At 65.7% G+C, this 25,644-nt stretch carries 24 protein-coding genes; 9 read left to right on the forward strand and 15 right to left on the reverse strand.

The window, feature by feature from the left end:
* Positions 1–6: 6 nt before the first annotated feature.
* On the forward strand, positions 7–855 hold the full coding sequence (locus G7Y29_RS09065) for a metal ABC transporter permease (protein WP_165002469.1): 849 nt from the start codon (positions 7–9) through the stop codon (positions 853–855).
* On the forward strand, positions 852–1,646 hold the full coding sequence (locus G7Y29_RS09070; protein ID WP_165002262.1) for a CE1 family esterase: 795 nt from the start codon (positions 852–854) through the stop codon (positions 1,644–1,646). The genes G7Y29_RS09065 and G7Y29_RS09070 overlap by 4 nt, the downstream gene beginning before the upstream one ends.
* Here G7Y29_RS09070 and rlmB read toward each other — a convergent pair.
* From rlmB to G7Y29_RS09095, 5 genes are read right to left on the reverse strand one after another with little or no spacing between them, the layout of a single operon-like run.
* A complete protein-coding gene (rlmB, locus tag G7Y29_RS09075) occupies positions 1,643–2,593 on the reverse strand; it encodes a 23S rRNA (guanosine(2251)-2'-O)-methyltransferase RlmB (RefSeq protein WP_165002263.1) in 951 nt (316 codons plus the stop codon). The genes G7Y29_RS09070 and rlmB overlap by 4 nt on opposite strands.
* A 12-nt stretch (positions 2,594–2,605) precedes the next feature.
* A complete protein-coding gene (gene cysS, locus G7Y29_RS09080; RefSeq protein WP_235933537.1) occupies positions 2,606–4,000 on the reverse strand; it encodes a cysteine--tRNA ligase in 1,395 nt (464 codons plus the stop codon).
* Positions 4,001–4,010: 10 nt separating this feature from the next.
* Positions 4,011–4,508, reverse strand: a complete 498-nt coding sequence (gene ispF / locus G7Y29_RS09085; protein WP_165002264.1) for a 2-C-methyl-D-erythritol 2,4-cyclodiphosphate synthase — start codon at positions 4,506–4,508, stop codon at positions 4,011–4,013.
* Complete coding sequence (gene ispD / locus G7Y29_RS09090; RefSeq protein ID WP_165002265.1) at positions 4,501–5,253, reverse strand: 2-C-methyl-D-erythritol 4-phosphate cytidylyltransferase; 753 nt, start codon at positions 5,251–5,253, stop codon at positions 4,501–4,503. The genes ispF and ispD overlap by 8 nt, the downstream gene beginning before the upstream one ends.
* Complete coding sequence (locus G7Y29_RS09095) at positions 5,254–5,871, reverse strand: CarD family transcriptional regulator (protein ID WP_165002266.1); 618 nt, start codon at positions 5,869–5,871, stop codon at positions 5,254–5,256. It lies immediately after the preceding gene.
* Between the two features lie 195 nt (positions 5,872–6,066).
* Here G7Y29_RS09095 and G7Y29_RS09100 point away from each other — a divergent pair, with 195 nt between their 5' ends.
* The 3 genes from G7Y29_RS09100 to disA all read left to right on the forward strand — a co-directional run bounded on the left by G7Y29_RS09100 (position 6,067) and on the right by disA (position 9,204).
* Complete coding sequence (locus G7Y29_RS09100) at positions 6,067–6,639, forward strand: hypothetical protein (protein WP_165002267.1); 573 nt, start codon at positions 6,067–6,069, stop codon at positions 6,637–6,639.
* 109 nt (positions 6,640–6,748) lie between these two features.
* Positions 6,749–8,131, forward strand: coding sequence for a DNA repair protein RadA (gene radA, locus G7Y29_RS09105; RefSeq protein ID WP_165002268.1), 1,383 nt, complete (start codon positions 6,749–6,751; stop codon positions 8,129–8,131).
* Between the two features lie 2 nt (positions 8,132–8,133).
* On the forward strand, positions 8,134–9,204 hold the full coding sequence (disA, locus tag G7Y29_RS09110) for a DNA integrity scanning diadenylate cyclase DisA (RefSeq protein WP_430393276.1): 1,071 nt from the start codon (positions 8,134–8,136) through the stop codon (positions 9,202–9,204).
* Positions 9,205–9,228: 24 nt separating this feature from the next.
* On the opposite strand, the gene G7Y29_RS09115 is transcribed toward disA, so the two are convergent.
* Both G7Y29_RS09115 and G7Y29_RS09120 read right to left on the reverse strand, forming a co-directional pair.
* Positions 9,229–9,999 carry a hypothetical protein gene (locus G7Y29_RS09115; RefSeq protein ID WP_249399743.1) on the reverse strand — a complete coding sequence of 257 codons (771 nt, stop codon included), beginning with the start codon at positions 9,997–9,999 and terminating at the stop codon, positions 9,229–9,231.
* A gap of 10 nt (positions 10,000–10,009) precedes the next feature.
* Positions 10,010–10,642: a carbonic anhydrase gene (locus G7Y29_RS09120; RefSeq protein WP_165002270.1), complete on the reverse strand. Its 633-nt coding sequence runs from the start codon at positions 10,640–10,642 to the stop codon at positions 10,010–10,012.
* On the opposite strand from G7Y29_RS09120, the gene G7Y29_RS09125 reads away from it, so the two are divergent.
* Complete coding sequence (locus G7Y29_RS09125) at positions 10,641–11,528, forward strand: HhH-GPD family protein (RefSeq protein ID WP_165002271.1); 888 nt, start codon at positions 10,641–10,643, stop codon at positions 11,526–11,528. The two genes, G7Y29_RS09120 and G7Y29_RS09125, sit on opposite strands and share 2 nt — an antisense overlap.
* Here G7Y29_RS09125 and G7Y29_RS09130 read toward each other — a convergent pair.
* Entirely contained in the window at positions 11,507–11,677 is a 171-nt protein-coding gene (locus G7Y29_RS09130; protein ID WP_165002272.1) for a DUF4236 domain-containing protein, read from the reverse strand. The genes G7Y29_RS09125 and G7Y29_RS09130 overlap by 22 nt on opposite strands.
* 51 nt (positions 11,678–11,728) lie before the next feature.
* Between G7Y29_RS09130 and zupT the strand changes: the two genes are divergently transcribed.
* Together zupT and G7Y29_RS09140 are read left to right on the forward strand one after the other, a co-directional pair.
* The gene (zupT, locus tag G7Y29_RS09135; RefSeq protein WP_165002273.1) at positions 11,729–12,541 is read left to right on the forward strand and encodes a zinc transporter ZupT; all 813 of its coding nucleotides are present in this window, start codon (positions 11,729–11,731) and stop codon (positions 12,539–12,541) included.
* 107 nt (positions 12,542–12,648) lie between these two features.
* A complete protein-coding gene (locus tag G7Y29_RS09140) occupies positions 12,649–13,980 on the forward strand; it encodes an alpha/beta fold hydrolase (RefSeq protein WP_165002274.1) in 1,332 nt (443 codons plus the stop codon).
* A 65-nt stretch (positions 13,981–14,045) separates the two neighbouring features.
* Here G7Y29_RS09140 and G7Y29_RS09145 read toward each other — a convergent pair whose 3' ends face one another.
* Positions 14,046–16,820, reverse strand: coding sequence for an ATP-dependent Clp protease ATP-binding subunit (locus tag G7Y29_RS09145; protein WP_165002275.1), 2,775 nt, complete (start codon positions 16,818–16,820; stop codon positions 14,046–14,048).
* 280 nt (positions 16,821–17,100) lie between these two features.
* Complete coding sequence (gene ptsP / locus G7Y29_RS09150; protein ID WP_165002276.1) at positions 17,101–18,798, reverse strand: phosphoenolpyruvate--protein phosphotransferase; 1,698 nt, start codon at positions 18,796–18,798, stop codon at positions 17,101–17,103.
* A gap of 138 nt (positions 18,799–18,936) precedes the next feature.
* On the opposite strand from ptsP, the gene G7Y29_RS09155 reads away from it, so the two are divergent.
* Complete coding sequence (locus G7Y29_RS09155) at positions 18,937–19,551, forward strand: hypothetical protein (RefSeq protein ID WP_165002277.1); 615 nt, start codon at positions 18,937–18,939, stop codon at positions 19,549–19,551.
* A 51-nt stretch (positions 19,552–19,602) separates the two neighbouring features.
* Here the strand turns inward: G7Y29_RS09155 and G7Y29_RS09160 are convergent, their stop codons facing one another.
* The 5 genes from G7Y29_RS09160 to lysS all read right to left on the reverse strand — a co-directional run bounded on the left by G7Y29_RS09160 (position 19,603) and on the right by lysS (position 25,644).
* The gene (locus tag G7Y29_RS09160) at positions 19,603–20,205 is read right to left on the reverse strand and encodes a hypothetical protein (RefSeq protein ID WP_165002278.1); all 603 of its coding nucleotides are present in this window, start codon (positions 20,203–20,205) and stop codon (positions 19,603–19,605) included.
* A gap of 116 nt (positions 20,206–20,321) precedes the next feature.
* A complete protein-coding gene (locus tag G7Y29_RS09165; protein ID WP_165002279.1) occupies positions 20,322–21,176 on the reverse strand; it encodes a PRD domain-containing protein in 855 nt (284 codons plus the stop codon).
* Positions 21,177–21,211: 35 nt separating this feature from the next.
* Positions 21,212–23,257 carry a glucose PTS transporter subunit IIA gene (locus G7Y29_RS09170; protein WP_165002280.1) on the reverse strand — a complete coding sequence of 682 codons (2,046 nt, stop codon included), beginning with the start codon at positions 23,255–23,257 and terminating at the stop codon, positions 21,212–21,214.
* Positions 23,258–23,492: 235 nt separating this feature from the next.
* Complete coding sequence (locus G7Y29_RS09175) at positions 23,493–23,951, reverse strand: NINE protein (protein ID WP_165002281.1); 459 nt, start codon at positions 23,949–23,951, stop codon at positions 23,493–23,495.
* 121 nt (positions 23,952–24,072) lie between these two features.
* Positions 24,073–25,644, reverse strand: a complete 1,572-nt coding sequence (lysS, locus tag G7Y29_RS09180) for a lysine--tRNA ligase (RefSeq protein ID WP_165002282.1) — start codon at positions 25,642–25,644, stop codon at positions 24,073–24,075.

Here is a 25,644-nt window from a genome sequence, read left to right on the forward strand (position 1 = left end):
CAGTTCATTCAGGGCTTCATTCAAGACACAGCGCACCTGCTGTCCTTCGACTTCGTCATCGCCTCACTCATCGCCTGCGCCTTGCTCGGCTTCCTCTCCGGCGTGCTCGCGCCCCTGGTGGTCATCCGCCAGATGGCGTTCGCGGTGCACGCGACGTCGGAGCTGGCGCTCATGGGCGCGGCCATCGCGTTGGTGACCAGTGTCAATCTCTCGCTTGGCGCGGTGGCTGGCTCCGTGTCAGCCGCCATCGTGTTCGTTCTCCTCGGCCTGCGCGGGGGCAACGATTCCGCGGTGGGCACCGTGATGAGTTTCGGCATGGGGGTGTCTGTGCTGTGCATCTACCTCTACCCCGGCAACTCGACAGTCGCGTTGGCGCTTTTAACCGGCCAGGTCGCGGGTGTGAGCAACATGAACCTGCTGGTGCTCGCCGTTTCTACGGTCGTGATCATCGGGGCGGTCGCGGTGTTGTGGCGCCCGCTGCTGTTCGCCTCCGTCGATCCCTCGATGGCCGCGGCAACAGGCGTGCGGGTCCGGCTTTTCGCCGTTGCGTTCGGCGTGCTGCTCGGTGTCGCCTCCGCGCAGGCCGTGCAAGTTGTCGGCGCTCTGCTGGTCATGGCGCTGCTGATCACCCCGGGGGCGTCGGCCGTGGCCGTCACCGACAATCCTGTTGCCGCCGTGGCCTGGTCCGTAGTCTTCGCCCAGGCCGCGGCCGTGGGCGGGCTCATCTTGTCGCTCGCTCCCGGAATCCCGATCAGCGTGACCGTGGCATTCGTCTCCTTCGCCATTTACGTCGTCTGCCGGTTCGTGGAGCGCGGCCGCGTGTCAAAGCTGAAGAAGCTGGACGCGACGCCATGACCGTTGCCCGCCGCACGCTCGCCCACCAGGGCCGGGAGCGCCGATACATCGAGGTCGCCCACGGTGCTTCGCCGGATACCCTCGTGCTGTTCCTGCACGGGTCGTTGCAGTCCGGCAGCGTGGCCCGAAACTTCACGGCCAACACCTTCGACGCCCTCGCCTCGGCGACGACCACCGTTGTCTACCCCGATGGGGTCGGCCGCCACTTCAACGACCTGCGCCGCGGTTTCAACGAGTCCGCTCGCACCCTCGGCATCGACGACGTCGGATTCCTCACCAGCCTCATCGATTCATACGGCGCCTCGCGGGTGATTGGCTGCGGCTTCTCCAACGGCGGCCAGATGCTGCTGCGCATGCTTTTCGACGCCCCCGCCACGCTCGACGGAGTAGCCTTGTTCGGATCCGCCATGCCCGCGGACGACAACCTCATCTGCTCCCCCGCCAACTACGTACCCACCCCGATCCTGTCGGTGCAGGGCACGGGCGACCCGATCGTGCCCTATCACGGCGGCGACGCGGGCATCGCCGAGAGCAATCGCGGAGAAACGCGCTCGGCGCCGGACTCCGCCCGTTACTTAGCCGAACTCAACGGTGCCCGGAGCCATTCCACCACCTACCCCGCGCAGGGCGTTCGAGTGGACACCTACACCGGGGGCGCGCCCGTCGAGCTGTGGTCCGTCGAGGGCATGGGCCACCTCGTCCCCGCCCCGAAGCAGCTCGACGCGCGCCTCGGCCCCGGCACCGACAAGGTCGTCGGCGCCGAGCTTGTGCGCGACTTCTTCGCGCTCTAATCCTTGAGCGCGGCCACCCGGCGCTGGCGGGCGAACTCGCTGAGCACAACACCGGCGGCCACTGAGGCGTTGAGTGACTCCACCCATCCCTCCGTGGGGATGGACATGATAACGTCGCAGTTCTCCCGCACGAGCCGCGAAATCCCCTTGCCTTCGGAGCCGACCACAATGACCACCGGGTCCGTCGCGCCTTCGAAAGTGTCCAGGGTGTGCTCGCCGCCTGCGTCGAGGCCGACGACCATGTAGCCGTTGTCCTTGAACTCCTTGATGGTGCGGGTGATGTTGACGGCCTTGGCGACGGGCAACCGCGCCGCCGTGCCCGCGGAGGTGCGCCACGCAACACCCGTGACCTGCGCCGAACGACGCTCCGGGATGATGACGCCGTGGCCCCCGAAAGCGGCGGTGGAGCGGATCACGGCGCCGAGGTTGCGTGGGTCGGTGATGTTGTCGAGCACCACGAACATGCCGGTCTGCGCGCGGTCCCTCACCCCGGCCATAAGGTCGAAGACGTCGGCGTACTTGTACGGCTGGATCTTCAACCCGATGCCCTGGTGCATGCCGTTGCCGGTCATGTTGTCCAGGTCGCGGCGCGGGATTTCCTGCACCGGCAGCCCCTTCGCGTTGGCCAGGGCCACTGCCTCGGAAAGGCGGTCGTCGTGCGCGGTGCCCTGCGCGACGTAGAGCGCTTCGGCCGGGACTTTCGCGTGCAGGCACTCGACCACCGGGTTGCGGCCCACAACGAGGTCGGCCTTGTCTTTCTCGTGTCGGCCCGAGTCGCGGCGCTGGCGCTCCAGCTTCTTCTTGTGTGCGGAATGGTAGACGCGGTCCTCCGCCTTCGGGGTAGCCTTCTTACCCTCCAGCCCGCGGCGGCGCTGGCCGCCGGAGCCCTTCGCGGCACCCTTCTTGCTGGTCTTGATCACGTCTGGTCGCTGGTACGGTTTCGCCATGGGGCTGGTTCCTTAATTCTTGAGGGCCCATTGCGGGCCGTCGGCGGTGTCGGTCACGTCAATTCCGGCGGCGGCGAGTCGGTCGCGCACCTCGTCGGCGCTCGCCCAGTCCTTCTCGGCGCGGGCGGTTGTGCGCCTTTCGAGCTCAGCGGCGACGAGGACGTCGAGGGCTCCCATCGCGGCGTCGCTAAGCGGCGCTTCCTCGTCCCACTCCCCGGGGTCCACTCCCAGCACCGCTGCCATCGCGCGGACCTGGCCGGCAATCTCGGCGGCTTGCGCCTCGTCCTTGGCGGCCAGGGCCTTGTTGCCCTCGCGGACGTGGTTGTGGATCTCGGCCAACGCCTTCGGGACAGAGAAGTCGTCGTCAAGCGCCTGCTCGAAGCCGGCCGTCCACGCCGACTTCTCGGGTGTCCCGGCGCGGGCGACGAAGTCCTCGATGCGGCGGTAACCGGTCGCGGCCTCGGACAGCGCCTCCGGGGAGTACTCCAACACGCTGCGGTAATGGGCGGAGCCGAGGTAGTAGCGCAGCTCCACCGGACGCACGCTGGCTAGCATGTTGTCGATGGAGAGCACGTTGCCCAGCGACTTGGACATCTTCTCGCCCGCCATGGTGACCCAGTGGTTGTGCATCCAGTAGTTCGCGAACCCGTCACCGGCGGCGTGGGACTGGGCTGCCTCGTTCTCGTGGTGCGGGAACTGCAGGTCCAGCCCGCCGCCGTGGATGTCGAACTCTGCGCCCAGGTACCAGGTGGCCATGGCGGAGCACTCGAGGTGCCAGCCCGGGCGGCCGTCACCCCACGGGGTCGGCCAGCTCGGCTCACCCGGCTTCGCGGCCTTCCACAGCGCGAAGTCACGGGCACCGCGTTTGCCGCGGTTATCAGGCTCGCCGTGTTCCATTTCTTCGACACGGTTGCCGGAGATCGCGCCGTAGTCGCTGCCCTCGGCGCGCGCCCACGCGTCGACGTCGAAGTAGACGGAGCCCTGCGCCTCGTAGGCGAAGCCCTTGTCGATGAGCCGGCGCATGTAGTCCACCATCTGGGTCACGTGCCCCGTTGCCCGCGGCTCCACCGACGGCGGCAGAACACCGAGCGTGTTGTAGGCACGGGTGAACTCCCGCTCGTAGGTGGACACCCACTCCCACCAGGGGCGGTTGTTCTCCGCAGCCTTGGTCAGGATCTTGTCGTCTATGTCGGTGACGTTGCGCACGAACGCTACGTCGAAACCCTTGGCCATGAACCACCGGCGCACGATGTCGAAAGCTACCCCGGAGCGCAGATGGCCGATGTGCGGCGACGACTGCGGCGTAGCGCCACACAGGTAGATCGAGACGTGGCCCTCGCGGACCGGCTCGAAGACCCGCAGCTCGCGCGCGGCTGTGTCGTAGATGCGTTGGATTCCGGAAGTCACGCCCGTCAGTCTAGCCGTTCGCCGTGCCCGGCTTTTCGGGCAGCTCGACGAGAGCAGTAGCGATCGCCGCGCGCCCTTCGCCAGAGCCGGTGAAACCCATGTGATCCGTCGTCGTAGCCGACACTGTCACGGGCGCGCCGAGAGCTTCCGAGAGCACGCGCTGCGCCTCCTCGCGCACCGGCCCCATCTTCGGTGACTGGCCGATGAGCTGGGCTGAAACGTTGATCACGGTGATGCGGTGGGCACGGACAAGCTCCCGCAACTCGCCCAAGAGCTGGACGCCGCGCACCCCGTCATACTCCGGCCGGCCGACACCGACGAAAGACCCGAGGTCGCCCAAACCCGCCGCGGAGAGCACTGCGTCGACGATCGCGTGGCTGACCACATCGCCGTCGGAGTGACCCTCGCAGCCGTTGACGCCCTCGTGGAGGATACCGGCGATCCAACACTCCTTGCCTTCCTGAATCTGGTGGGCGTCGAAGGCGGTTCCTACGCGCAGGTTATTCATCAGTGTCCTTTCCAACGGGCCCGAGTGCGCCGGGCACCTCGAAGATCGTCGGCTCCGCCTCGTCGGTGATGCTGGTAGCCAGGCGCAGGTCAATCGGGGTGGTGATCTTGAACGCCATCGGGTCGCCCTGGACCGTGGTCACCTCTACACCGTGCCATTCAGCCACGCTCGCGTCATCGGTGGCGGTGAATCCTGGGGCGCCCGCGAAGTAGGCCTCGTTTGCCGCGCGGAGAGTTCGCAAGTCAAAGCCCTGGGGGGTCTGCACCGCCCGCAGCACCGCACGGTCGGGCGTGCCGGTGACCACCTGGCCGCCGACAGTTTTGATGGTGTCCGCGACGGGAACCACCGGCACGACCGCGTCGCGTCCCTCCAGCACCGCCCGGGTCACGCGCGCGATCATACCGGGCGGGGTGAGCGCGCGGGCGGCGTCGTGGATGAGCACCACCGCATCCTCGTCGGGGATAGACTTCAACCCCTCCCAAATGGAATCCGCGCGCTCGGCGCCACCGTGCACGAAGCGGACTTCGCGACCTGGCAGCACCTGACGTGCGAGCGGCTCCATCTCGGGGCTGACTACAACGACGACCTCGTCGACGATTTCGGAAGTCTCCATCGCCGCTACCGAGCGCTCGAGCAACGTCCGCCCGCGCAGCGGCACGAAAGCCTTGGGCACCGCGGCCCCCAACCGGGTCCCCTGTCCTGCGGCCGCGACGAGGGCGATAACCCTGCGCTTCGGTTCAGGCATCTACTTGTCGTCGCCCTCGAGGTCCCCGGTGTCATGATCATCATCCGCGTCGTCGAAGCTGAGGTCGTCTAAGTCGACATCGTCATCGAACGCGTCGCGCGTATCGACGGCGATCCCTGCGGCGACCTGGCGCTCAATGATCTCCGTGATGCCGCTCTCCATCTCCTCGGCTTTGGCCTCGTCGACCGGCTTGGCCAGCGCGAGCTCGCCGACCAGGATCTGGCGAGCCTTTCCCAGCATGCGCTTCTCACCGGCGGACAGGCCCTTGCCCTGGTCGCGGCGCCACAGGTCACGGACGACCTCGGCCACCTTGTTAATGTCGCCGGAGGCGAGACGCTCCTGGTTTGCCTTGTAGCGGCGGGACCAGTTTCCGGCCTCTTCGACATCGGTCTCGCGCAGCACGGAGAAAACCTTCTGCAGGCCATCCTCGTTAACCACGTCGCGCACGCCGACGAGTTCGGTGTTCTTCACCGGCACGCGGACTTCGAGGTCCGACTGGAGGATCTTCAGCACGAGGAAGTCGAGGGTCTCGCCACCGATCTCCCGCTGCTCGATGTCGGCGATGCGTGCCGCGCCGTGGTGCGGGTAGACAACAACTTCTCCGACTGTGAATTCCATGTTTCTCCTTGCCGGGACGGGGGTTACAACCCCACTACTCTACCACCCTGCATCTCACCCCGCCCGACCCCGTGCGCGGCTGCCAGCAACCACCCCCGGCCGCTTCGCGCGATTGCCCCCAACGCACCCCGAAACTGGGAAAATCGTGGCTGCACGCACTAGTGTTATCGGGGAAAACTCACGTGTTATTTACTGATGGAGGACATCGAAGTGAAGTCCCTGAAGCCGGTTGCCGCCGCCTCCGCCGTTGCTGCGTCCGCTCTCCTGCTCGTATCCTGCTCTGCGGGCCAAATTACGCAGACCTCTTCCCAGGTCGCGGCCGTTGACGGTGGCAGCACCACGAGTGAGAACGGCGAGGTTGCTGTTCAGGACGTCACCGTCGTCCTGGCCGAGGACGGTCGCGCCGCTCTCAAGTTCACCGCGGTCAACCAGGATTCTTCCATGAAGGCGCACCGCTTGGTCTCCGCCTCCGTCGACGGCCAAGAGGTCGAGTTGAGCCCGGCCCCGCGGGAGATCCCGACCCAGTGTTCGGTCGTCGGCGACTCGGCCGAGGGAATTGACGCCCTGCCGCGGGCAGATTCCGACTGCATCCAGTACGTCGAAACCTCCCTCGACAACGACGCCTTCGCTTACGGCGGCAACGTCCCCGTCACCTTCACCTTCGACGCCGGCACCATCGATGTCGACGCGCCCGTTTCCGCGCCGATGCTCCCCTCCGGTGAAACGACCCGCGGCCCGTCCGAGGGCCACGAGGGTCACGGCCACTAGCCGCCTCACGCTTATCGACGGCTCCTTGCAACGCCGCAGTTCGCCCACGCGAACTGCGGTTTTTGCGTACGTGGAGGGTGATGTCGGGCCCGTGTCTTAGAGTGCAGGCATGGCGAAGAAACAGCGCGTGATACACACCTGCTCCGAGTGCGGGTACTCCTCCCCGAAATGGCTCGGGCGATGCCCCGAGTGCGGTCAGTGGGGCACGCTGCAGGAGGAGACTCCGCTTGCCTCGGCCTCCGCCGCTGGCGGCCCCGGGCCGGTGCGGTTGCAGGCGTTGACTCCCACCGCCCCGGCACAGCCCATTACGGCCGTCGATGCCGCAGCGACCAAAACCGTGCCTTCCGGCATCGGCGAACTCGACCGCGTCCTAGGTTCGGGCGTAGTCCCCGGGTCTGTTGTCCTCATGGCCGGTGAACCGGGTGTGGGCAAGTCCACCCTGCTGCTTGAGGTTGCCTCGCGCTGGGCCAGGCTCGGCGGCCGCAAAGCCCTTTACGTCACGGCGGAAGAGTCGGCCGGGCAGGTGCGAGCACGGGCGGGGCGCACCGACGCCCTGCAGGATTCTCTCTACCTCGCCGCCGAGTCCAACCTCGACGTGGTGTTCGGGCACGTGGAGCAGATCAAGCCGTCCCTGTTGATCGTGGACTCGGTGCAGACCATGCACGCTCCCGGTGTGGAAGGCGTGGCCGGCGGCGTCGCCCAGTCCCGCGCCGTCACGGCCGCGCTGACCACTCTGGCGAAAACCACCAACCTGCCCATCCTGCTAGTCGGCCACGTGACAAAGGACGGCAACGTCGCGGGTCCCCGCGTGCTGGAGCACTTGGTGGACGTGGTGCTCAACTTCGAGGGCGACAGGCAGTCGAGTTTGCGGATGCTGCGCGGGATCAAGAACCGCTTCGGCGCCACGGACGAGGTCGGCTGCTTCGAGCAGACCGCCGAAGGCATCCGTGAGGTGTCCGACCCGTCGGGCCTGTTCCTTTCCCACCGAGGCAACACTCCCGACGGTTCCGCTGTGACCGTGGCCATGGACGGTGTGCGGCCGATCTTGGCGGAGGTGCAGGCGCTGACGGTGGACCCGGTGAACAAGAGCCCGCGGCGGGTGGTCACCGGCTTGGATTTTAACCGCGTTCCCATGGTGTTGGCGGTGCTGCAGGCACGGTGCAACGAGCGGACCAATGACAAGGACGCCTACGTGGCCACTGTCGGCGGAGTGAAAATCACTGAGACTGCCACGGACCTGGCCGTAGCATTGGCCACCTGGTCGAGCCTGCACGAAAAGCCCCTACCCACAAAGACCGTCGTAGTCGGTGAGGTCGGCCTCGCCGGGGAGCTTCGGCGGGTGCCCAATTTGGGCCGGCGTCTGCAGGAGGCCGCCCGGCTGGGTTACGAGTACGCCATCGCACCCGCGGGCGAGAAGCTCTCCGTTCCTGGCATGCGGGTGTCACAGGTCTCCACGCTCGGTGAGGCCATCGCTCTGGTTTCGGGGCGTTAGAATTGCTCACCATGACCGAACCTTCCCCCGCACCGAAGCAGTTGAGGGACACCCTGCAACTTCTCGCGCCGGGCACCGAGCTGCGCGACGGCCTGGAGCGGATCCAGCGCGGGCACACCGGCGGCCTCATCGTGCTGGGCGACGGCCCCGAAGTTACCGGCATCTGCGACGGCGGCATAGAGTTCGATGTCCCCTTCCAGCCCACCCTGCTGCGGGAGCTGACCAAGATGGACGGGGCGGTCGTACTCTCAGGTGATGGCTCACGCATCGTGCGCGCCAACGTGCAACTCGTACCCTCGCCTTCTTACCCGACGAGTGAGACAGGCACGCGGCACCGCGCGGCGGAGCGCACCGCACTGCAGACGGGGGTGCCCACCGTGTCCGTGTCGGCGTCGATGAACACCCTTACCTTGTACGCCCACGGGCAGCGCCACCTACTCGAGGAGCCTGCGGTGCTCTCAGCCCGCGCGAACCAAGCCCTGTCCACGGTGGAGCGCTACCGAGCCCGCCTCGATCTCGCAGGCCAACGCTTGTTCGTCGCCGAGATGAATGACTACGCCACGGTTGCCGACGTGCTCAACGTACTGCAGCGCCAGATCATGCTCGAGCGCGCCGCCAACGACATGGACGAGGGCATCGTGGAGCTCGGCGTGGACTCGCGCCAGCTGTCACTGCAGTTGACTGAACTGCGCGGCAGCATCGGCGAAGACATCGAGATGATTGTGCGCGATTACATCGCGTCGTCCGCTGTGCCCTCGGATGAGCAGGTCGCGGACGCCCTAGCCTCCTTGGGGAAGCTGCCCGATTCGGAACTACTCAACACCGCCGCGCTGGCGCGTCCCCTGGGCCTGCCCGCCACGGAGGAGAACCTCATGCACAACGTGGCGCCGCGCGGCTACCGGGCGCTGTCCCGGGTGCCCCGGGTGCAGAGGTTCCTCATGGACCACATCGTCTCCGAGTTTGGTTCGCTCGGCGAGCTGCTCACGGCCGACCCGGAACGCATCGCGGACGCCGAGCACGTCTCGCCGCTGTGGGCGCGCCACATCTACGAGGGCCTGCGCCGCCTGACCTAGAGTCGCCCCGCCATGGCGAACCCGCTAGCGGATGGTGAAGTCCGCCGGGTTTGAAGCAGAGTCGCCGATCACGGCGTGGAGGTAGTACGCACCCGGCGCGACGGGCTGGCGGTTGGTGCACTGCCCGGGCTTGGAACCGGTGGCGGACCAGCGGGCCTCGAACATGCGCGGTTTGCCTGGTTCGAAGGTTTCCTCGCCGGCGACCACTGGCGGGTAGCAGTCCACATCCGACCAGACGCGCTGGTTGCTGCCCATGTTGTAGACCTCGAAACGGAGCTTTTGCTCATCAAGGTCAACCACACAGTCCGCCTTGGTCGGGTTGGTGATCTTCATGTAGAAGACAGGCTGGTCCCCGACGGCGTAGCTCGGCTCGGCAGTCTGCGCCTCGATATCCAAGTCCGCCAGCTCGCACGTGTCCTTGGCGGCGGCGTTCACCGTGGGCTCTGTGCTCTCGGTGGCGTTTGCCTTAGACGTCTTGGACTCGGAAGCTGTTTCGGAGGCGGTCTTAGTAGCGGTGCCCGTTGTAGTGGTTTCCGAGCTGTCGTCGTCGCTCGGCGCCGGAACCGTTGGCTCCGTGGTGACTTGCTCCGTCGGGGCGGACGGGGTAGCAGAGGCGGGGTCATCCGCGCTCGAGCCGGAGCGCGCCCACGCCGTCAAGCCCCACACGAGCAGACCGGCGAGCACCAGGATCATCACGAGCGCCGCCATGCGACGGCGCATGTAGATTTCGGGCGGAAGCGGTCTGTTGACTGGGCGCTCCGGGTTCTCGCGGTTCTGATAGGGCTGGTTCGTCACAGAGATGACTTTAGCGCGCGAAATGTTCGCTGACGGTCTCGACGCGGCCGTCAGCAAGGCTGTAACGGGCGGCGACGACACCGACGGACCCGTCGAGCGCACCGTCCTGCAGCGCCGGGATGCGGTCGATGAGGTGCTGCGCGGTGATCCGGGCATGTTCGCGCTCGACGTCGTCGGGCTCCCCCTTGTCGTGACCCTTCGCCCAGATGACGGACGGCGCGATCTTCTCCACGAACACGCGCTGCAGGCCCAGTGGAATCTCCGCCTTCTCCACCGCAGTGTAAGCCGCGCCGATCGCGCCGCACGCCTCATGACTGAGCACGATGACGAGCTTGACTCCAAGGCTGGTCACGGCAAAATCGACAGACCCCGACACCGCCGCGTCGACGCACCCGCCGGCGGTGCGGATCACGAACATGTCGCCCAGGCCGGCGTCGAAAAGCATCTCGACGGGCACGCGCGAGTCGGAACACGCGAGCACGGCGGCGACGGGCGCCTGGCCCTCGCGCAACTCGAGGCGGCGCTCGACTGTGCTGTTCGGGTGCTCGACGTTATCGGTGGCGAAGCGATCGTTGCCGCGCAGGAGGGCCTCCCACACGGAGGCGGGAGAAGGGCTCTGGGGCTGGTTCAGTGTCTGTGCCATGACCACTATTGTGGCACTTATTGTGAGTATCCAGAACAAGGTGATCGACTACTTCCGCGGCAACGCCCGCGACCTGCCGTGGCGCGAGCCCGGCACGACCCCGTGGGGCGTTTTGCTCAGCGAGGTCATGAGCCATCAGACCCCCGTCGCGCGTGTCGCTCCCATCTGGCGGGAATGGATCACGCGCTGGCCCACTCCCGCCGACTTCGCCGCAGCCGGGCCCGACGAGGTATTGCGCGCGTGGGGCACCCTCGGCTACCCGCGCCGGGCGCTGCGGTTGCGTGAGTGCGCGCGTGCGATTGTCGACGAGTACGGCGGTGCGGTGCCCCGCGACGTCGATACGCTTTTGAGCCTGCCGGGAATCGGGGCGTACACGGCCCGGGCGGTCGCGTGCTTCGCGTACGGCGTCAACGCCGCCGTGGTGGACACGAACGTGCGCCGCGTGTACGCGCGGGTCGTCGAGGGGAAGTTCCTGGCCGCGCCGCGTGCCCGCGAAATCGCGGACGTCACCGCCCTGCTTCCCGACGTCGACGGACCGGTGTTCTCTGCGGGGCTGATGGAGCTCGGGGCCCGCGTGTGCACGGCCACTAACCCCAGATGCCCTGAGTGCCCGCTGGAGGCTGAGTGCGCATGGGTGGCCGCCGGTAGGCCCGAGCCGACGAAGGGCGAGCTCAAGCGCAAGAAGGTGCAGAAGTTCGAGGGAACTGACCGGCAGGTGCGCGGCAAGATCATGAAAGTGCTGCGGGAGGCCGAGGGCCCCGTGCCCCAGGCAGCGATCGACGTCGTCTGGCCCGAGGCGGCACAGCGTTCCCGCGCCCTATTTTCGCTTCTCAGTGACGGTCTGGCCGTGCAGGATGACAGCGGCTACTTCCACCTGCCGCGGTAGTTCAGGCCGCCTGGCAGGTTCAGCCACACCCCGCCGCGGGAGTTGACTGTGACGGGCCCGACTTTGGTGGAGACGGAGCCACCCGATTTCGACAGGTTGAGCCACGAATTGCGACCGAGCTTTTTCCTAGAGCGGTAGTAGATACCCATGGCGTCATCCTAGCGGCTTACCCGTTGGTGAAACGTCTACACTGCGTCCCCATGGATATTGGACATACCTTTGACGCGCACGCAGTTACCGTGGCATTCTCCATCGCCTTGCTCGCCGGAGTATCCACAGGGCTCGGCGGCCTGCTGGTCGCCCTCAAATCGAAGCCGACGAATCGGTTCCTCGCCGGCTCCCTCGGTTTCTCGGCCGGCGTCATGGTCTACATCTCGCTCGTCGAGCTCCTCCCCGGCGGAATCGATGACCTTGCGGAGGTCTACGGGGGAAGGGCCAGTTTGTACGGGGTTCTGGCGTTCTTCGCCGGCGTGCTCCTCATCGCGGTCATCGACAGGCTCGTTCCGGAGGCGATCAACCCGCATGAGTTCCCGGACGAGAGGTCCCGCGACCGCGCCCGCTCAACCATGATGCGTGCCGGGCTCCTGACTGGTGTCGCCATTGCGATCCACAATTTCCCAGAAGGTTTCGCCACCTTCATCGCGGCACTCGGTGACCCACAGCTGGCCTTGCCAATCGCAGCGGCCATTGCGATCCACAACATTCCGGAAGGCATCGCTGTGGCCGTTCCGTTGCGGGAGGCGACGGGCAAGAAGTGGGCCGCCGCTGGCTGGGCGACGCTGTCCGGTCTCGCCGAACCGCTCGGGGCAGCGATCGGGTTTCTTGTGCTCATGCCGTTTATGGGACCCGCCACCCTCGGACTGTCTTTCGCGGCCGTCGCGGGGATCATGGTCTTCATTAGCTTCGACAAGCTGTTGCCCAGCGCGATCGCCACAGGTCAGCACCACCACTCCGTCTATGGTGTGGTGGCCGGGATGGCCCTCATGGCCGCCAGCCTGATCGCGCTGTCTTAAGTCTCAACCCGGGGTTTAGTGACCGGAGGGAAACGACGGGGGTATCCAACAATCCAGATGACCCCAATTTTTATATACACGTGGGTCTAACTAGTAAAGTCCCACTAATGAAATCGCTCTTCCGCCTCTCAACGGCTGGCCTGGCCGCCCTCCTCATGCTCAACGCCGCCGCCCCCCAGGCCACCTCCCAAAGCTCCCAGCAAATCGCCGACGGCCTGTATTACGCCGCGACGACGCCGGTGGAAAACCTCTTGGGAGGATACGACCCCTTCTACGACGATCCCGTCGCCGATCTCGGCGCACCAGGCACCCTTCTGCGCACCCAGGCGGCACCCCACCTCCTCAACGTCATCGGCCCCGGTTACCCCGGATACGCTGAGAAGATCCTCTACACCTCTACCACCATCCACGGTGAACCCATTGCCACCAGCGGGTTCGTCATTGAACCAGCTACTCCGTGGCGAGGGTCAGGGCCCACGCCGACCATCGTCTTTGCTCCCGGAACCCGCGGTTCCGGCGACGCGTGCGCACCCTCGCGCGGGCCGTGGCTGACAACCAAGATTGACGTAGACAACACCGCCGTGGGGGTCAATTATGAGCTGCCCTTCTACGAAACGGCCGCGCACGTGGGAATTCGGGTGGTGGTTGTCGACTACATCGGCTTGGGCACTCCCGGCCCGCACACCTATGTTTTGCATGACGAGGAAGCCCACGCCATGCTCGACGCCGCCCGCGCTGTCGTTCCGGCGGGTGACCCGGTCGCCTTTTACGGATACTCCCAGGGCGGCGGAGCGGCTGCGGCGGCCGCGGAGCAGCAGCCCGCGTACGCGCCGGAGTTGAACTTGAAGGGGACCTTCGCGGGCGCGCCGCCAGCAGACCTGCTCGCCACCCTCGAAGGCGTGGACAACTCCATGATCGCCGCCGTGCTCGGTTACGCCGTCAACGGCTGGATCGACCGCTACCCCGAGGTGCGGCCACTGCTTGAATCGAAGATGAACGAACGCGGTGCACAGTTCATCGCGGGTACCGCCAATTCCTGCATGGTCGACGGTGCAGCGAAATGGGCGTTCACCGATACCAGAACGCTAACCGACACGGGTGAGTCCGTCGCGGAAATCCTGGCCGCGCGGCCAGAAGTTGCCGAGCTCTTTGAGGCGCAGAAGCTGGGTCAGAAGGCGCCCACCACTCCGATCATGGTCTCCACCGGCGGCGCGGACGATCTCGTCCCGACCCCGCAGGCAACTCAGCTCGCCCGGGACTACTGCGCCGCCGGAGTCAACACGACCATGTTCAACGAACACGTTCCGGCACTCACTCCGGGTATCAAAGTCGGTGTTAACCACGCCGCTGGCATCTTCACTCAGTTCGGTGTTTCCGGTTCGTGGATCATCGACCGCTTCAACGACGTGCCGGCCACATCCAACTGCGGAAGCTTTTAAACAGACACAACAGCACCCTCCCCTCGCCTGCTCGGCGCGGGGAGGGCGCTGTTTTAGTACCGCTTCTACGCCGGGGAGCCAGCACTAGCGGGGCCACGGCCCTCTTCGTCATCGTTGCCCGGAGCATCCTCCGCGAGCGTCACCTCGGGCGCATCGGGTTCGTCCGACGGGTTGTCACCGGGGCCTTCAATCGGGGAGTCCGCCACGGGCTCCGGGGCGATGTCGCGGACCTCTTCCAGCTCCTCCACATCGAAGGTGTCAACCGGCAGCGGCTTCGGGCGCGGGGCGAAGGTGAAGGTGGCCTCCTCGGCGACCTTGCCGCGCTCGCGCTTGGCCGACTCGACGTCGCCGTCCCAGTTCTCTACATCGACGGTGATGATCTCACCGGCGCCGATCTCGCCGTAGAGAATCTTCTCCGAAAGGATGTCCTCGATCTCGCGCTGGATCGTGCGGCGCAACGGTCGAGCACCTAGCACGGGGTCGAACCCGCGCAGAGCGAGGAGGTTCTTGGCCTTGTCCGTGACCTCGATCCCCATATCCTGGGCCGCGAGGTTCTTGTCCACGCGGCTGATCATCAACTCGACCATCTGGACAATCTCATCCTGCGTGAGCTGGCGGAATACCACGATCTCGTCGATGCGGTTGAGGAACTCGGGGCGGAAGTGCTTCTTCAGCTCGTCGTTGACCTTGTTCTTCATCCGGTCGTACTGAGCGTCAGCATCCGTGGCGGTGCTACCGGAGAAGCCCAGACCGACGGCCTTCGAGATGTCGCTCGTGCCCAGGTTGGACGTGAAGATCAGCACGGTGTTCTTGAAGTCCACCATGCGGCCCTGGCCGTCGGTGACGTGGCCTTCCTCTAGGACCTGCAGCAGCGTGTTGTAGATCTCCTTGTGCGCTTTCTCGATCTCGTCGAAAAGCACCACGCTGAAAGGCTTGCGGCGAACCTTCTCCGTCAGCTGGCCACCCTCCTCGTAACCGACGTACCCGGGAGGGGCACCGAACAGGCGCGAGGCGGTGAATCGGTCGTGGAACTCGCCCATGTCGATCTGGATGAGCGAATCCTCGTCGCCGAACAGGAATTCGGCCAGAGCCTTCGACAGTTCGGTCTTACCCACGCCGGAAGGTCCAGCAAAAATGAAAGAACCAGAGGGGCGCTTCGGGTCCTTCAACCCCGCGCGGGTGCGGCGGATGGAGCGGGAAATGGCGCGCACGGCCTCGTCCTGGCCGATGATGCGCTTGTGCAGCTCGTCTTCCATGTTGAGCAGGCGCGAGGACTCGGACTCGGTGAGCTTGAACACGGGGATGCCGGTCCAGTTCGCGAGCACGTCCGCGATCTGCTCGTCACCGACCTCGGCGATGTCCTCGAGGTCGCCGGAGCGCCACTGCTTTTCCTTCGCCTTGCGCTCCTCGCCCAACTTGCGCTCTGTGTCGCGCAGACCTGCGGCCTTTTCGAAGTCCTGGGCGTCGATTGCCGCTTCCTTCTCCTTGCGCACCTCGGCGATGCGCTCGTCCACCTCGCGCAGGCCTTCGGGCGCGGTCATGCGCTTAATGCGCATGCGGGCACCGGCCTCGTCCAGGAGGTCGACGGCCTTGTCCGGCAGGAAGCGGTCGTTGATGTAGCGGTCGGACAGGTTCGCCGCGGCAACCAGGGCATCGTCGGTGTAGGACACCCGGTGGTGCGCCTCGTAGCGGTCGCGCAGGCCCTTGAGAATGGTCACGGTGTCTTCGACGGAAGGCTCGTCAACCTGGACAGGCTGGAAGCGGCGCTCCAGGGCGGCGTCCTTTTCAATGTGCTTTCGGTACTCATCCAGAGTGGTCGCGCCGATCGTCTGCAGCTCGCCGCGGGCCAGCTTCGGTTTGAGCAGCGACGCCGCGTCGATCGCACCCTCGGCGGCGCCTGCGCCCACGAGAGTGTGGATTTCGTCGATGAACAGAATAATGTCACCGCGCTGGTTGATCTCCTTGAGCACCTTCTTCAGACGCTCCTCGAAATCACCGCGGTAGCGCGAGCCCGCGACCAGGGAGCCGAGGTCGAGCGAGTAAACCTGCTTGTCCTTCAGGGTCTCGGGGACCTTGCCGTTGGCTATGTCGAGCGCAAGGCCCTCCACCACCGCAGTCTTGCCCACACCGGGCTCACCGATGAGCACCGGGTTGTTCTTCGTGCGGCGCGACAGCACCTGCATGATGCGCTCAATCTCCTTGTCGCGACCGACAACGGGGTCGAGCTTGCCCTCGCGGGCAGCCTGGGTGAGGTTGCGGCCGAACTGGTCGAGCACCAGCGAGTTCGAGCGCTCGCCCTGCTGCCCGCCGCGGGGTCCGGAGCCGCCGCCGAGGGGTGCCGCGCCGGAACCGGCGCCGGCGAGACCGCCCTGCTCACCGCCTTCTTCCTGGCCCTCGCCGCCTTCGTAACCGGAGAGCAGCTGGATAACCTGCTGGCGCACGCGTGGCAAGTCGGCGCCGAGCTTAATCAGCACCTGCGCCGCCACACCCTCACCCTCCCGGATGAGCCCGAGCAGCAGGAACTCGGTGCCAATGTACTTGTGGCCCATCTGCAACCCCTCGCGCAGGGAGAGTTCGAGGACCTTCTTCGCGCGCGGCGTGAACGGGATGTAACCCGTCACCGGCTGGGTGCCGTGGCCGATGATCTCCTCGACCTCGCGGCGGACATCTTCGAGGTTAATGCCCATGGACTCCAGCGCCTTGGCGGCTACGCCCTCACCCTCTTTGATCAGGCCAAGCAGGATGTGCTCCGTGCCCATGTAATTGTGGTTCAGCGCGCGCGCTTCCTCCTGGGCCAGGACGATAACGCGGCGGGCTCGGTCGGTAAACCGCTCGAACATCAGGCAACCCCTTTATCTGGAAGGTTTGTGAAAATAGTTGTCCTCCACCATAACGCGCGGCTACGACAACCCTTCCCGGATTTCCAGTCGGGATGTGACAGTCAGGTAATAAACACCACGTCACCGGCCATGTTCACCGGTAGCGAACACGGTGATATGGACGGCTAGTTTTCCCCGCGGCCGCGGGATGTCACAGTCAAGGTTTTCTCGACTGTGACCGCCTGGGGTTTTAGACGCCGGAAACTCTTCACTGTGACATCTCCCGGCTGTTACGGGCAACCTACAGCAGGTCTCGCAACACCGGGTCCGCCATGTTCAGCACGGCGTTGCGGGCGTCCGTCGCGGTCTGCGCGTCCTCGGCGTAGTTAGCCATCTGACGGCAGGTGTCGAGGTCGTGCAACCGCAGCGCGGCGCGCACCGCGTTGACCTTGCCGGGCGCCATGGACAGCGAAGTCACACCGAGGCCGACAAGCACGAGCGCCATGAGCGGGTCGCCGCCGGCCTCGCCGCACACGCCGACGGGCTTGCCGGTGGCCTCGCCACCTCGGCAGGTCGCGCGGACCATGGACAACACGGCGGGCTGCCACGGGCTGAGCAGGTGCGCCAGCTCCCCCTCCATGCGGTCTGCGGCCATCGTGTACTGGGACAGGTCGTTGGTGCCGATCGAGGCGAAATCCACCAGCGACAACAGCTGCTTGGCACGGATCGCCGCCGCCGGGGTCTCCACCATCACGCCAACGCGCTTCAAACCGTGGGCGCGGGCTTTATCGGCGAACCAGGTGGTTTCTTCCACGGTGGAAACCATCGGCGCCATGACCCACAGGTCCGCGGCTGGCGCGGCGGCGCTGGCTTGGGCCAGGGCGATGAGCTGGGCGTCGATAAGATCTTCTCGCGCCTGCGACAGGCGTAGACCACGCCGGCCGAGCGCGGGGTTCTCCTCGGGCCCCAGGTCCGCGAACGAGAGCGGTTTGTCCGCGCCCGCATCGAGCGTGCGCACGACCACGCGGCGGGTGCCGAAGGACTCGAGCACGGAGGTGTACGTGGCCGTCTGCTCCTCGATGCTGGGGGCAGCGTCGCGGTCGAGGAAGAGGAACTCGGTGCGGAACAGGCCGGAACCCTCGAGGTCGTACGTCGCGGCTTTGGCGGCGTCGTCGGCGGTGCCGATGTTGGCCAGCAGCTTGACCTTGTGGCCGTCGCGGGTCGCGCCCTCGCCGGAGGAGCCGGCCAGAGCGGCGGCGCGGCGGCGGGAGCGTTCCTTCAGCTCTGCGACATCGGAGGCGGTCGGCGCGACGATGACCTCGCCCACGCCGCCGTCGATGGCGAGCTCGACGTTCTCGGCGCTGGCGAGCGCCTCCGCGATACCCTTGACCTGCACGGCCGCGGGGATGCCGAGCTGCGCGGCGAGGATCGCGGTGTGCGAGGTCGCGCCGCCAGCCTCCGTGACGATGCCGCGCACCATCTCGGGGTCGAGCGTCGCGGTCTCCGCGGGCGCGAGGTCGTGCGCGACCAACACCACTGGCTCGGTCAGGTCAGGCACGCCGGGTTCGGGCAGATTGCGCACCCGCGCGGTGGCGCGGTCGCGGATGTCGTAGAGGTCCGTAACACGCTCCGCCATGTACCCGCCGAGCCCCCGCAACTTCGTGGCGTAGACCTCCACCGCGTCGTGGATCGCCTTGGTCACGCCGGTACCCTTCTTCAGCTCCTTGTCCACACCCTTGATCAGGCCGCGGTCGGTGGCCAGGGCCGCGGTGGCCTCGAGCACGGCCTTGGAGGTCTCCGAATTGGCATGCCCGGCGCGTTCACGTAGCGACGCCGCGACCTGATCGAGCGCGTCGCGCACGCGCCGGCCGTCGGCGTCGGCATCTACCGAGGCGGGCTCAAACTCGTCGATGCCCACCGCCGGGGTGACAACGGCGACGGGCCCGGAGGCGGTTCCGGCGGAGACCCCGATGCCGTGGAGGACGAGACGATCATTCATTGTGGTTCCTTTCGGTCTCTCCCAGCCTGACGATGTGGTGGCCGAGGTAGGCGGGGCAGGGCACTCGCATCGCACCAACCCATTAATATGGACGACAAATCTAATTCCCACCTTAACCAAGAACTAAGGACCGTTCTCATGCGACGTTCTTTGCGTGCTTTCATGTTGCTGACCGTCGCCGTGACGCTGTCTGCCTGCGCGGAATCAGGTGAGGAAGCGCAGATGCCGTTGAGAACGGTGGAAACGATCTCCAGAGAGCCGCGTCCGGCGAATGGCGAAGTATCTGCCTCCACCTCCGTGAAACCCGAGGGCACTACGAGCTCCGAAAACGCCCCGACAACCAAAGCAGCTACGAAAACTTCGGCGGTGAATGACGACGTGGCTCCCTCGACGTCTGCGGCACCGGCACCGGCACAGCGCGCTGGTGGTTACTACACCGCCAGCAACAACGTCGCGGCATCCCACCCCCAGTGTGACGGCCGATGGATCCTGATCTACGAGTCCGTTCACGGTTTCGGAGTGGACACGCCTGCGCAGATCACACGCGCGCTGAACTCGTACCCATCCTCCGAATACACAAACCCCGGTGAGTGTCCGTCGCTACGCGCCCGGGTTGACGGCCAGGACATTTACCCCGTGTACCGCGACTTTGGAAGCGATGTTGAGGGGATGTGCGCGGCATGGCGCTCCGGCGGGCAGACGGCCAATCCCCGCTCCCTCAACATGGCGGGGGACTTCTCCCACCCCTGCTAGTAATTCTGCTTCCCCGGACAGGTTGGCGTGGGATCCAGAGCCGTCGAGAAGCTAGTACTCGTCGGGCAGCGTCCACACCGGCGGGTCCACCAGGGTCCCGCTGGGAGTGATTTTTCCGTCGGAGGTCACGGTGAAAGAGTCCCCTCCGGATGTGCACTGCAGCGTCTCGCCATCGGGGTAGCGGCACCTGCTTTCGCGAACGGTGATTGACTCGCCAGGGTGCAGCGTTCCTTGCGAGGGACCCACCCCTTCAAACACCGTGTAATGCATGCTGTCCTCCCCGATATAGACCGAGTCGGGCTGCCGCGGAGGTAGGGGGACCGCAGTGACCATTGGGGCGTCGGGCGGGGTAAGCCCCTGACACGTCGCGCCGTGCGGGCTGATCGCACAGGTGCCCGTTCTTGACCCCACAATGTAGGTGAATACGCTCATCCCGGCACGCTCGAACGTTTTTGGGTCGACAGGGGTATCGGCTGCACGCGAGGTGGTCGTTGTACTCGAAGCGGGGTTCTGCGCGGGAGGTTCCGCGGTGATGACGGATGCCGTGGTCAGCAGGGCGCCTACTGAACTTGTGCCTGGGGTGTCCTGCGCGGCACACCCGGTCAGAACCGCGACACACGCCACGGCAACCGCTCCTGCAACACGTGTCTCCATTTTCCTGCCCTCCGTCGCTTGGCGGCGTGTCCCCAGTTGCACCCAATCTCGTTATTGGACGCCACTCTAACGCACAGGAACCACGCGCGCAGGCACGGTGGGAAGCGTTCCCGTCGTTAATTCCGCGCAGTCTCCCGCAGCCTGACGATGTGAAGGCCGAGGTAGGCGATTTCGTCTTCTGTCAGCGCACAGTCAAATCGTAGCTCCACCACCGACGCCACAGTGCGCGCGCAAGCGACCTCGCGCGGGTAGGCGCTGAGTAGCTGCTCAGTCAGTGGCGAGTGCGCGTGGTCGAGCTGTTGACCGCGGCTCAAGCGCACCAGAAGGTAGCGCACGTGGGTGATGAAGCGGGCAACGCTTATCGACGCCGTGTCCAACGCCACCCCGAGCCCCGCCGAAACCACCTCCAACATTTGCTGGATCACACCCGTCATCTGGTACGTCTGAGTCAGGTCCCCGGTGGAAAACCCGGCATTGACCACGTGGAGCGCAAGCGCGACGGCCTCAGATTCGGGCAACTTGACGCCGCCGGGACCCTGGCGCCGGTTTATATCGTTGAGCAGGGCGACGCCGAGCTCGTACTCGCGCGGGTAGAGGTGCAGCACCTCCGAGCGCAGCGGGTACTCGACCACCTCGCCCGCCCGGGCCCGCTTGACCGCCAACTCAATGTGGTCCGAGATGGCGGTGATCAGCGTCAGGCGGCTGCGTACTTCCTCGGGTGCACCGACCGCGTCGAGGGCGGCGGTCACCTGGGAGACGCGTTCCGCGGGCAATCCGGCGAGCATTTCTGCCGAGTGGTCGGGATCGCGGCCGTCGGCGGGCACGAACACCCGCGCGACCCTGGCGAGGTCAAGCTCGTCACCCTCCTTCGCGCCGAAACCGATCCCCCGCCCCGTGGCAACAACTTCCCCGCCATGGGCGACGCTGCGCGCGAGCACGACGTTGTTGTTGAACACGCGCAGGATCTGCATGACAGGTGATTCTACCGCCAGGAGCACCTGGTGTACTACCTGGTCACGTCCAGAACCGGGTCGCCGGCGCGGACTGCGCCGGAAGCGACGTCGTCGACGCTCGCCATGGCCTTGGTGTTGACTACGGTGGTGATCACGGTTGGGTTATAGCCAGCGCGCTGTACCGCGGCGAAATCGACGCGGGCTAGCGGCTGACCTACCTCAACCTGCTGCTTCTTCTCCACCAGCGGGGTGAACCCTTCGCCTTTCATCTGGACGGTGTCGATGCCGATGTGCACCAGCACCTCCACGCCCGCGTCGGTCTTGATACCGTAGGCGTGGCCCGTCTTGGCCACGGAGATCACCTTGCCGGCGACCGGCGAGACGACGGTTGCATCGGCGGAGGTGGCCGGAATGACCCCGACGGCTTGGCCGAGCGCTCCGGAGGAGAAAGCCGGGTCATCGATCGCACCCATGGCCACTACCTCACCGTCTGCCGGTGCGAGAACGAGGGTGGCTGCGGCGTTTTCTGCGGCCGGAACCTCCGGGGACGCCACAGGCGCGCCCGAATCAGCCGCGGGAACCACCGCCGCCGGGGCATTGCCCAAGTCGCCGTCGTTGCCCGCGACCGCGAGGGCCGCGGCCTTCTCCTCTGCAGTGCGGTAGTCGGAGAGGTAAATGAGGATGAACGCGGTGAGGAACGCGACCGCGATCGAGATGACGTAAACCCACGCGGGGCTGAACACCGGAATAGTCAGCAGAGAGGTGAACACGAACGCGCTGGTCTGCACGCCGTCAAACGGCGCGGAGAGGATGGCAATAGTCAGGCCACCGGTGAAACAGCCCACGAGCATGCGCGGGTAGATGCGCTTGAAACGCAGGTGGATGCCGTAGAGCGAGGGCTCCGAGATGCCGCCGAATAGGCCCGCCGCGAGAGCGGAGCCGGACGTCTGGCGCATCACCGTGTCGCGGTCACGCATAGAAATGGCAAGCACCGCGGCGGTCGCACCGAAACAGGCGAAGTTCCATACGCCCATCGGGCCCTGGATGAAGTCGTAACCCAGGGTCTGGATGTTGACGAGCATGAGCGCGTTGAGCGGCCAGTGCAGGCCGAGCGGGACGAGGAACGGGTAGAGCATCGGGATCGCGATGGCGAAAACGAAGGGGGCGTTGCTGTTGAGGAACGCCAGGCCGACGCCGATCCACGCGCCGAGGGCGTAACCCAGCGGTCCGATGACCAGCGCGGTAAACGGGATCATGAGCAGCAAGGTAAAGAAGGGCACGAACACCATGTGCACGGCGGACGGGATGATCCTCTGCAGGCCCTTGTACACCAGCGCGGCAACGGCGGCCATGATCAGCGGGACGAAGACGTTGCCACCGTAGCTCGGCAGATACATGGGCAGGCCCATGACGGTGACGCGGGCGACCTCGGTGCCCAAAAGCGCGTTCTGCTCCAGCACGGCGTCGGGGTGCTCCGCCAAGCCGGAAAATTGAGGGGTGAACAGCGCCAGCATGACGGCGGCCGGCACCCACGGGTCGATGTTGAGCTTCTTGCCCGCGTTGTAAGCCACCATGACCGGGAGGAAGAAGAACACGGAGTTCCACATCGCATCAACGAACTGCCAGCCCGGTGTTTTGACCTCCGCACGGAAGTCCACCAGGCCGAGAGCGTCCATAACGGCAGCGAAGGCGATAATGAGCGATGCTCCCAGCAGCACGCCCAAGATCGGGCGGAACGAGTCCGAAAGGTACTCGAAGAAGGCATCGAGCCAGGGCATCTTGCCCTTCGCCTTGGAGCGCTGCTCCGCCTTGACGGCGGCATTGGACCGTTCGCGCATCTCAGGCAACCCGTTCATCGCGTTGTACACGTTGGCCACGTCGCCGCCGATAATGACCTGGTAGTGGGAACCGCCCTGGGCGACGGCGCCCATGACTTTCGGGACGGATTCGAGTTTGGCCTTGTCGGCGAGGGAGGCGTCGTTAAGCTCGAAGCGAAGTCTGGTCGCGCAGTGGGTCAGCGACGCGATGTTATCGGCGCCGCCGACGCCGTCGAGGATGTCCGCGGCCTGCTGCTGCAGACCTGATGTGGTGGTGGACATCGTGCTCTCCTTTCGGGTTGATCAGGATCGAAACGCGAAAAGACCTGGAGCGAAGCGCGTCGGGGCGCCAGCTCCAGGTCTTGCCCCGGCCTATGAAGAACCGGGTAACAACCCTGTGGTTGGTGGATACATAAATGTTAGAACTAGAAAAGTTAAATAGCAATTCGCCCCAGTGACAATGTGCGAATCAACGGGATTGAGTGCACCAGGTCACAGCGGTGACCCTCCGGCCCTGTCAGTCCAGCGGCACTCCCCGGCCGTCCCGGTCGTAACCGCCCGCGCCGGCGAGCACGAGCACCGTCTCCACAAGGGCCCACAGGCCCACCGCGCCCAGGATCACAAACCCGATGAGGAGGATCGTGGTGAGGAACCCGACAACGGAAAGCACGAGTTTGATCGCGCCGAGCTTGTTCTGGTGCAGGTAGAAGTTGCCCACACCGAGGCCACCAAGGAAAAAGAACAGCAGGGCCGCGACGATCTTGCTCTTCGGGGCCACGGGGTAGGCAGGCTGCGCAACCGCGCCGTACTGCTGCTGTGGAGACGGGAATTGCTGGTACAGCTGCTGAGCACCAAATTGCTGCGGCGGCGCCGTGGGGAACGTGCCATACCCCGCGGAGTAGGGGGCGGGCTTACGCAGTGGCAGACCATCGGCGTCGAACTGTTCCCCACCGGGGCCGGTGTACCTCGTGCTCACAGGATCGATCCTTCTGTTGGAGTGCTGGTTGACTGTGAGTCACACTACCGCGTGCACTTCATTGGCGCTCTACAACGACGTCCCAAAATTCGCGGGTCCCGAGCAACTGCCGCAATGCTCGCTAGTTCGCCTCGGGCTTGACCAACGGGAAGAGCACCGTCTCACGGATGCCCAGGCCGGTCAGTGCCATGAGCAGGCGGTCTACGCCCATGCCCGTGCCGGCAGTCGGGGGCATGCCCTGCTCCATCGCGGCAAGGAAGTCCTCGTCGAGCACCATGGCCTCGTCATCACCGTGGGCGGCTAGGCGCGCTTGGTCCGCGAAGCGCTCGCGCTGGATGACCGGGTCGACCAGCTCGGAGTAACCGGTGGCCAGCTCGAAGCCGCGCACGTAGAGGTCCCACTTCTCGGTCACGCCGGGCTGCTCACGGTGGTCGCGAGTCAAAGGCGACGTCTCGACAGGGAAGTTGATCACGAAGGTCGGCTCGTAGAGCTGGTCGGAGCACAGCTCCTCCCAGATCTCCTCGACGAGCTTGCCGTGCAGCCAGCCCGCGTTCTGCGGCACCCGCAACCCAATGGCCTCGGCGATAACCGTGAGTTCTTCCACGGTGGAGTTGATGGTCACCTCGGGCTGGCCGGGGAATTTCCGCGCCAGCGCCTCGTTGAGCGAGGGGTACATCTCCAGCACCTTCCACTCACCGGAGAAGTCGTACTCCGTGCCGTCGGCGAGCGTAACTTTCTGCGAGCCGAAAACCTCCTGCGCGCAAAACTGCACGAGGCCCTTCATCATCTCGGCACCGTCCTTGTAAGTGCCCCAGGCTTGGTAGGTCTCCAGCATGGTGAACTCGGGCGAGTGTGAGGAATCCACACCCTCGTTACGGAAGTTGCGGTTGATCTCAAAGACGCGTTCGATGCCGCCGACCACACAGCGCTTGAGGTAGAGCTCGGGGGCGATGCGCAGGAACAGGTCAATATCGAGCGCGTTGGAGCGGGTGACGAAAGGGCGCGCTGCCGCACCGCCGTGCAGGGTCTGCAGCATCGGCGTCTCCACCTCGAGGAAATCGAGACCGGTGAGGTACTTCCGCACCGCAGCGGTGACCTTGATGCGGGTCAAAGCATTGTCACGCGCGGCTTCGCGCATGATCAGGTCTGTGTAGCGGTGGCGGACGCGCTGCTCCTCGTTCATCTCCACAAACGCGACGGGCAGCGGGCGCAAAGCCTTCGACGCCATCTGCCAGGCGGAAGCCATGACGGAGAGCTCGCCGCGCCGCGACGCAATGACGCGGCCACTGACGGAAACGATGTCGCCCAGGTCAACGTCGTCCTTCCAGCTGGCCAAGGCTTCCTCCCCAACTTCGGCGAGGGAGAGCATGACCTGCAACTGGGTGCCGTCGCCCTCCTGCAGGGTGGCGAAGCAGAGCTTTCCGGTGTCGCGCTTGAACATGATGCGCCCGGCGACGGCAACCGTGTCCTGCGTCTCCCCGCCCGGCGCGAGGACGGTCACACCCGTTGGGGGTACCGGCGCCTCAGCGGAGTCGTCGTCGGCGACGACAGCGTAGGCCGCGCGGAGGTCCTTCAGAGAGGTAGTGCGGTCCACGGCGACGGGGTACGCGCCGCGTCCGTCGTCGATAAGCTTCTGGCGCTTGGCACGGCGGAACTGCTGCTGCTCGGAAAGATCCTGGCTCTCGGTAGTCAC

The sequence above is a fragment of the Corynebacterium qintianiae genome, assembly GCF_011038645.2.
Taxonomy (GTDB): domain Bacteria; phylum Actinomycetota; class Actinomycetes; order Mycobacteriales; family Mycobacteriaceae; genus Corynebacterium; species Corynebacterium qintianiae.

Excerpts from the sequence above, each read along its gene's own strand:
- G7Y29_RS09070 (WP_165002262.1), top strand. The coding sequence starts at position 852 with ATGACCGTTGCCCGCCGCACGCTCGCCCACCAGGGCCGGGAGCGCCGA.
- rlmB (WP_165002263.1), bottom strand. The coding sequence starts at position 2,593 with ATGGCGAAACCGTACCAGCGACCAGACGTGATCAAGACCAGCAAGAAG.
- ispF (WP_165002264.1), bottom strand. The coding sequence starts at position 4,508 with ATGAATAACCTGCGCGTAGGAACCGCCTTCGACGCCCACCAGATTCAG.
- ispD (WP_165002265.1), bottom strand. The coding sequence starts at position 5,253 with ATGCCTGAACCGAAGCGCAGGGTTATCGCCCTCGTCGCGGCCGCAGGA.
- G7Y29_RS09095 (WP_165002266.1), bottom strand. The coding sequence starts at position 5,871 with ATGGAATTCACAGTCGGAGAAGTTGTTGTCTACCCGCACCACGGCGCG.
- G7Y29_RS09100 (WP_165002267.1), top strand. The coding sequence starts at position 6,067 with ATGGAGGACATCGAAGTGAAGTCCCTGAAGCCGGTTGCCGCCGCCTCC.
- radA (WP_165002268.1), top strand. The coding sequence starts at position 6,749 with ATGGCGAAGAAACAGCGCGTGATACACACCTGCTCCGAGTGCGGGTAC.
- G7Y29_RS09125 (WP_165002271.1), top strand. The coding sequence starts at position 10,641 with ATGACCACTATTGTGGCACTTATTGTGAGTATCCAGAACAAGGTGATC.
- G7Y29_RS09120 (WP_165002270.1), bottom strand. The coding sequence starts at position 10,642 with ATGGCACAGACACTGAACCAGCCCCAGAGCCCTTCTCCCGCCTCCGTG.
- G7Y29_RS09130 (WP_165002272.1), bottom strand. The coding sequence starts at position 11,677 with ATGGGTATCTACTACCGCTCTAGGAAAAAGCTCGGTCGCAATTCGTGG.
- zupT (WP_165002273.1), top strand. The coding sequence starts at position 11,729 with ATGGATATTGGACATACCTTTGACGCGCACGCAGTTACCGTGGCATTC.
- G7Y29_RS09140 (WP_165002274.1), top strand. The coding sequence starts at position 12,649 with ATGAAATCGCTCTTCCGCCTCTCAACGGCTGGCCTGGCCGCCCTCCTC.
- G7Y29_RS09145 (WP_165002275.1), bottom strand. The coding sequence starts at position 16,820 with ATGTTCGAGCGGTTTACCGACCGAGCCCGCCGCGTTATCGTCCTGGCC.
- ptsP (WP_165002276.1), bottom strand. The coding sequence starts at position 18,798 with ATGAATGATCGTCTCGTCCTCCACGGCATCGGGGTCTCCGCCGGAACC.
- G7Y29_RS09155 (WP_165002277.1), top strand. The coding sequence starts at position 18,937 with ATGCGACGTTCTTTGCGTGCTTTCATGTTGCTGACCGTCGCCGTGACG.
- G7Y29_RS09160 (WP_165002278.1), bottom strand. The coding sequence starts at position 20,205 with ATGGAGACACGTGTTGCAGGAGCGGTTGCCGTGGCGTGTGTCGCGGTT.
- G7Y29_RS09165 (WP_165002279.1), bottom strand. The coding sequence starts at position 21,176 with ATGCAGATCCTGCGCGTGTTCAACAACAACGTCGTGCTCGCGCGCAGC.
- G7Y29_RS09170 (WP_165002280.1), bottom strand. The coding sequence starts at position 23,257 with ATGTCCACCACCACATCAGGTCTGCAGCAGCAGGCCGCGGACATCCTC.